Raw genomic sequence first — 5,038 nt, 5'->3', positions numbered from 1 at the left:
TATCGAGAAGCTGGAGAAACAAATATGGCACAGGCACAACGGCTCGCTGGCTATGGTCTAGACGTTTTGAAGAAGCTGTTTAGAATGAAATAGCCCTGTGCTGGGAACATCTTTTGGCGCTGCAAGCACGATCGGCATTGCTTTGATGATAATCGCCAACGGCAGCGGTGTAAATCCGAATCCGATCGCCGGGGCGATTGTAGCGGGAGCTTATGTGGGCGATCGGTGTTCTCCGATGTCTTCGAGCGCTATTTTGATTGCGATCGTTACCAAAACCGAAATTTATACCAATCTCAAAAATATGGCGGTGACGGGCTTATTACCGCTGCTCGTTTCCAGCTTGTTGTATTTAATTTTATCGGCTTTTAATCCCGTCGAACTTTCGGGCAACAATTTGGCTTTGGAACTAGGCACTGCCTTCAATCTTAATTCGATAACTTTGCTGCCAGCCTTGACAATTCTCATACTTTGTGTACTGCGAGTCGAAGTCAAAATCGCGATGGCTGTTAGTATCATTACCGGAAGTGCGATCGCCTTTTTCGTTCAAGGTTATTCGCCGATCGAGATTCTGCAATTCGCGATCGCAGGATTTAAATTAGAATCAACTTCTAGTTTAAAAGATATTGTAGCAGGAGGAGGAATTTTGTCTATGGCAGTTTCATTAGTTGTAGTTGTCTCGACAGCATTTGCTGGCATTTTTGCCGGCACCAGAATTTTAGAATTTGTGGAAGTGTCTCTCAATAAAGCTCGAACCAGAGGAGATTTATTTTTTGCCACAACAGTAATTAGCATTTTTTCAGCAGCCTTTGGTTGTACCCAGACGATCGCAATTATCTTGACCCATCAATTAGTGGAATCAAAGTACCGCCAACAAAAATTAGATGATTATCAACTTGCTGTAGACTTAGTATGCGTTTTATTTATATCTGATTCCTTTATTTAATTTGATTCAACTGAAACTGGCTAAGGCACCTCATAAAAATTAACCAAAATTAAGAGATATCTTACATTCATTATCTCGCTTTTCTTAAAATTATCGGTGTTCATCTGTGTTGCGTCGGGAGCATCTCAGTTTTGCATCTGTAGTGCTGTCCCCGCTCGCGTGCTGATTGATATAGCAGGCGAGCGGGGACGCTCGCACTGCAATAAAAAATGCTTCTTGCAAAAATGAGATGCTCCCTGTTGCGTCTGCCTTAAATCTGCGATCGATCGCAGATGTATGCAATTGCTCGTCTACTTTGGCAGCGGTTGCAATATTTTCTCAGCATGACTTGCCGCCACCGCCGCAAATAAAGCCTCATAATGATTCAAAGCTTCCTCAAATCCGTAATTCTCCACAGCATACTTTCTACCTTGCTCGCCCAACGCATCCACCCGATCGCGATTTAAGAACAAATCCTCCACAGCATCAGCCAAAGCCTGCGGATCTTCCGGCGCTACCACCACCCCGCCACCGCTTTGCTGCACTGCTTTATGCGCCGTACCAGTTTCGGGAACGGACGCCAAAATTGCCCGACCGCTCGCCAGCAGCACTTGAATTTTTGAAGGCATATTAAAGTTAGTTACCCGGCGCTTTTGTACGACTAAACTAACATCCGCAGCAGCTAACATTTCGGGCAATTTTTCTCGCGGTTCAAACGACAGTAACATTACATTAGTAGCTTTGTAAGTTTCGCAATCTTTTTGCAAGCGCGTCAGTGCTGTTGATTCCCCCACAATTACAAAAGCAATTTCAGGTATGTGCTTCAAACGGGTCGCTGCTTTGACCACTGTTTGTAAGCCTTGGGTAAGGGCAATATTTCCAGCATAAAGAACCACAAACTTGCCATTTAGTTTGTGGGTTTCGCGAAAGGGGTTATTTTCTTTTGGTAAAGGGCGGATGAAATTGACATCAACCCAATTGGGAACGCAAACTATTTTTTCCGGGGGTACTCCCTGAGAGTGCAATTTGCTGACAAAACCGCTGTCGATAACGCTGACTTGGCTGGCTGTGCTGTAGGCAAATTTTTCTAAGGCGTCCGCAATCTGAATTAGCAGTCCGTTTTTTTTGACCAAGCCGACGCGCACGGCTGCTTCTGAGACGATATCCTGTACGTTGAGGACGATCGGGATATTGCGAGTCCAGCCGTAAAAGGCCACTGGAACGCAAATCGGTAAAGGTGGCATTGTTGAGAAAATCACGTCGGGACGCCAGCCTCTGAATGCTTGGACGGCGCTGGATACGACAAAACTACCGTCTAGCAAAAGTCGGTCTAGCAGGCTGGGGTGAGGGCCGTTGACGCGCAGGTAACTCCGCTGAATAGTGACGCCGTTGTGTTCTTCGGTGAGGTAAAATTTGCCCCGATATTGCGGATAAATTCGCCGCTGGGGATAGTTGGGCATTCCGGTGACGACTCGAACTTGGTGCCCTCGCTTGACTAGGCCTTGGGCACTCGATCGTCCACCCGGTGAATTGCAGAGGATGTGGTTGGGTGTCAGGGAGCATCGCAGGGGCGGCGCCCGGCCCTGCCGACGATCGCCAGAAGCCGCCCAGGGGAGGGCCCGCATCGCGCCCTCAGGTAAGGTTTTTCCGCATTACCAGGCAGTTGGAGCGATCGTCGGTACGGATATAGTGCAGCTCGTCGGTGAGCTTGTACATAAACACCAGTCCCCTTTCTCCTTCTCTATCCAACGGATCGCGCTGCTCTTGCAGGATCGAGCGCAGCTTTGATTCCAGGTTGAAGGGTTGACCTCTGTCCCAAATCCTAATTTCTAAGTAGTCTGCAAACACTTTTACGTCAATGTCGATCGGCGTCTCGGGGGGCAAGTTCTGGTGAGCATGGCGGACAGCATTTGTAAACCCTTCATTAACAATCAGGCTGCACTGCCACCACAAGTCCTGTGGTATCAGCGGCAGAACAATATTCTCCAACCATTCCGAAACTTGTGTCAGAGCGTTCAGGTCTGTTGTAACCTGAAGGTCAAACTCGGCAATTGGTTGCTCGTCTTTCATTTTTCTTCTCCCTGGTCGCCCCCCACCACCGCTGTAGCCAGCGCAGGTTGGAGAGGAAAAGGAGGGCAAGGTCTTGGCAACATATTAGTTTAGTCAAGCTTGAATTGAAGAAGCCCGTTTTGCCTCAAGGTGAGCATTCCTTTCGCACCATTTACTCGATCGCGAAAATGAGAGACTTCCGATACTGTAACCCGCTTCGGTAGGACGTTTAAATCGGAAAATTTCCCGACTCAGCAGCTTGCGATGAGTTATTTCAGCTTCGACCGTGTTAGCAGTCGGTACTTTTCTCAACACACCTGAGTTCTTGTCGTCCTCGAAAACCCTGCTGGAGTCATTCGAGTACGACCTCGAACTCGCCAATTGCTAATTAATGCTCCGATCGCAGAGCTGGTAAATAGATGCACATTTTCTGTGTGAATTTTAACACTTAATACTAACGTAAGTATCGCGATCGATCGCCTACTTGACTAAGTATCAAGTTCGAGTTCCGGCTGTCGAGAAATCAACAGCAACTAAAATTTCAGCAATCGGTTGTTGACCGCTCTACATAGCGCCACTATTTTTGTTAAACAGCACAGTTATGGTTTTAACAATTAGTTTCAGGTCATACATCAGGCTCCAGTCTTGTTGGTATTTTAAATCTAAACGGATGACATCTTCAAAATCGCGGACTTTAGAGCGACCGTTGACTTGCCATTCGCCTGTCATTCCAGGTTTGACATCAAAACGCTGCCACTGAGGGACTTCGTAGCGCTCAACTTCGTCTGGAGTAGGCGGTCTAGTGCCGACTAGACTCATTTCGCCTTTGAGCACGTTCCAAAACTGTGGCAGTTCGTCGAGACTCGTTTTCCGCAAGATGCGTCCGACTTTGGTAATCCGCGGGTCGTTGTCATTTTTGAAAAATGCGCCAGAAGCTTGGTTTTTAATTTCGGCTTTCATGGCTTCGGCATTAGTACACATCGATCGAAATTTCCAAATCCGAAATCTTCTGCCCATCCAGCCGCAGCGGGTTTGTGCAAACAATATCGGGCCCGGATCGTTAATCGTGATGGCTGCCGCTATGGGTACAAACAAAATTCCTGTAATTATCAAACCGACGATCGCCCCAACGACATCTATCACCCGTTTCACCAACGACTGCACCGAGGGATGCGTCATCGGTAGCTGATTGTCGGAGGGGTGTGTCTCTATGGGAGTTGACGTTGCAGAAGGCTGCTCGATTGTCAGCACTTGATCTAGGCTGGTGAGAGCAAATACTGCCATCACCTGTGGCTTGAGGCTTCGGAGCACCAAGTCGCTGCCGCGCTGTTTGGAAAATTTCAGATTGCTGACTAAAGCACCGATCCCGCTACTGTCAATGAATGTCGTCTGACTGAAGTCTAGGACAATTTTGCTGGGAACGGTGTTTTCAGAGAAAAGTTGCTGGCAGGTTGTCTTGAAGTTTACGGCTTCAAGTACGCTCAAGCGCACGGGTATGTGAACCGAGGGAATCTCGTCCAAGTATGTAACCCGAAAATCTGTCTCTGGGGTTTGGCTGACCATGAAGTCCTAGTTTCAAATTTCAAGCTGATGTCTTTAGCCTATTGTGTCCTAGCCGCTCCACGTTTACCAAATATTGTTCCGATCTAAAGCCCAGCTTTATACAAACTTTACAAAAGCGCCCGAAAATGTGGCCGCCGAGCCTCGCCATATCACAGGTCAGGGTAGACTCAAGTCTACCGGTCATCAACCCGTCCAAGTTTTGGCGGAAAAATTTTGAACCCATCAGCTACCCAACTGTCCGGGCTGGAAGTATCTCATTTTTGCAAAAAGGATTTTTTTTAGTGCAGTCGCCGCTCTGGTGCTATACATAGCACCAGAGCGGGGACTGCACAAAGGAATGAGAATTAAATAACTTACAATTTTTATTGTTGTTGTGGGATGGGCGTCCCGCCCGTCCTTTCTGGACAGGCGGGACGCCCATCCCACAAATATGTGTAAATTATTTAATTCGCGATCCTAAGAATGCCAAATTGAGATGCACCCCCGGGCTGGAAGTATCTGTCA

5 protein-coding genes are annotated in these 5,038 nt (G+C 47.6%); 1 reads left to right on the top strand and 4 read right to left on the bottom strand.

Features of this window, described 5'->3' with window-relative positions:
* Positions 1-97: 97 nt before the first annotated feature.
* Entirely contained in the window at positions 98-943 is an 846-nt protein-coding gene (locus JGK20_RS33930; RefSeq protein WP_293233783.1) for a Na+/H+ antiporter NhaC family protein, read from the top strand.
* 290 nt (positions 944-1,233) lie between these two features.
* On the opposite strand, the gene JGK20_RS33925 is transcribed toward JGK20_RS33930, so the two are convergent.
* From JGK20_RS33925 to JGK20_RS33910, 4 genes are all read right to left on the bottom strand, one after another.
* Positions 1,234-2,547: a glycosyltransferase family 4 protein gene (locus JGK20_RS33925; RefSeq protein ID WP_293233781.1), complete on the bottom strand. Its 1,314-nt coding sequence runs from the start codon at positions 2,545-2,547 to the stop codon at positions 1,234-1,236.
* 7 nt (positions 2,548-2,554) lie between these two features.
* Entirely contained in the window at positions 2,555-2,992 is a 438-nt protein-coding gene (locus JGK20_RS33920; RefSeq protein WP_293207092.1) for an ATP-binding protein, read from the bottom strand.
* Between the two features lie 93 nt (positions 2,993-3,085).
* Complete coding sequence (locus tag JGK20_RS33915) at positions 3,086-3,286, bottom strand: hypothetical protein (protein ID WP_293183251.1); 201 nt, start codon at positions 3,284-3,286, stop codon at positions 3,086-3,088.
* A gap of 249 nt (positions 3,287-3,535) precedes the next feature.
* Positions 3,536-4,534, bottom strand: coding sequence for a sugar transferase (locus JGK20_RS33910; protein ID WP_293183249.1), 999 nt, complete (start codon positions 4,532-4,534; stop codon positions 3,536-3,538).
* Positions 4,535-5,038 lie beyond the last annotated feature (504 nt).

Origin of the sequence: Microcoleus sp. PH2017_05_CCC_O_A (genome assembly GCF_020738785.1) — a bacterium.
GTDB lineage: Bacteria > Cyanobacteriota > Cyanobacteriia > Cyanobacteriales > Microcoleaceae > Microcoleus.
The sequence above is the reverse complement of the archived record's forward strand: the minus strand, read 5'-3'. Positions and strand labels throughout refer to the sequence as shown.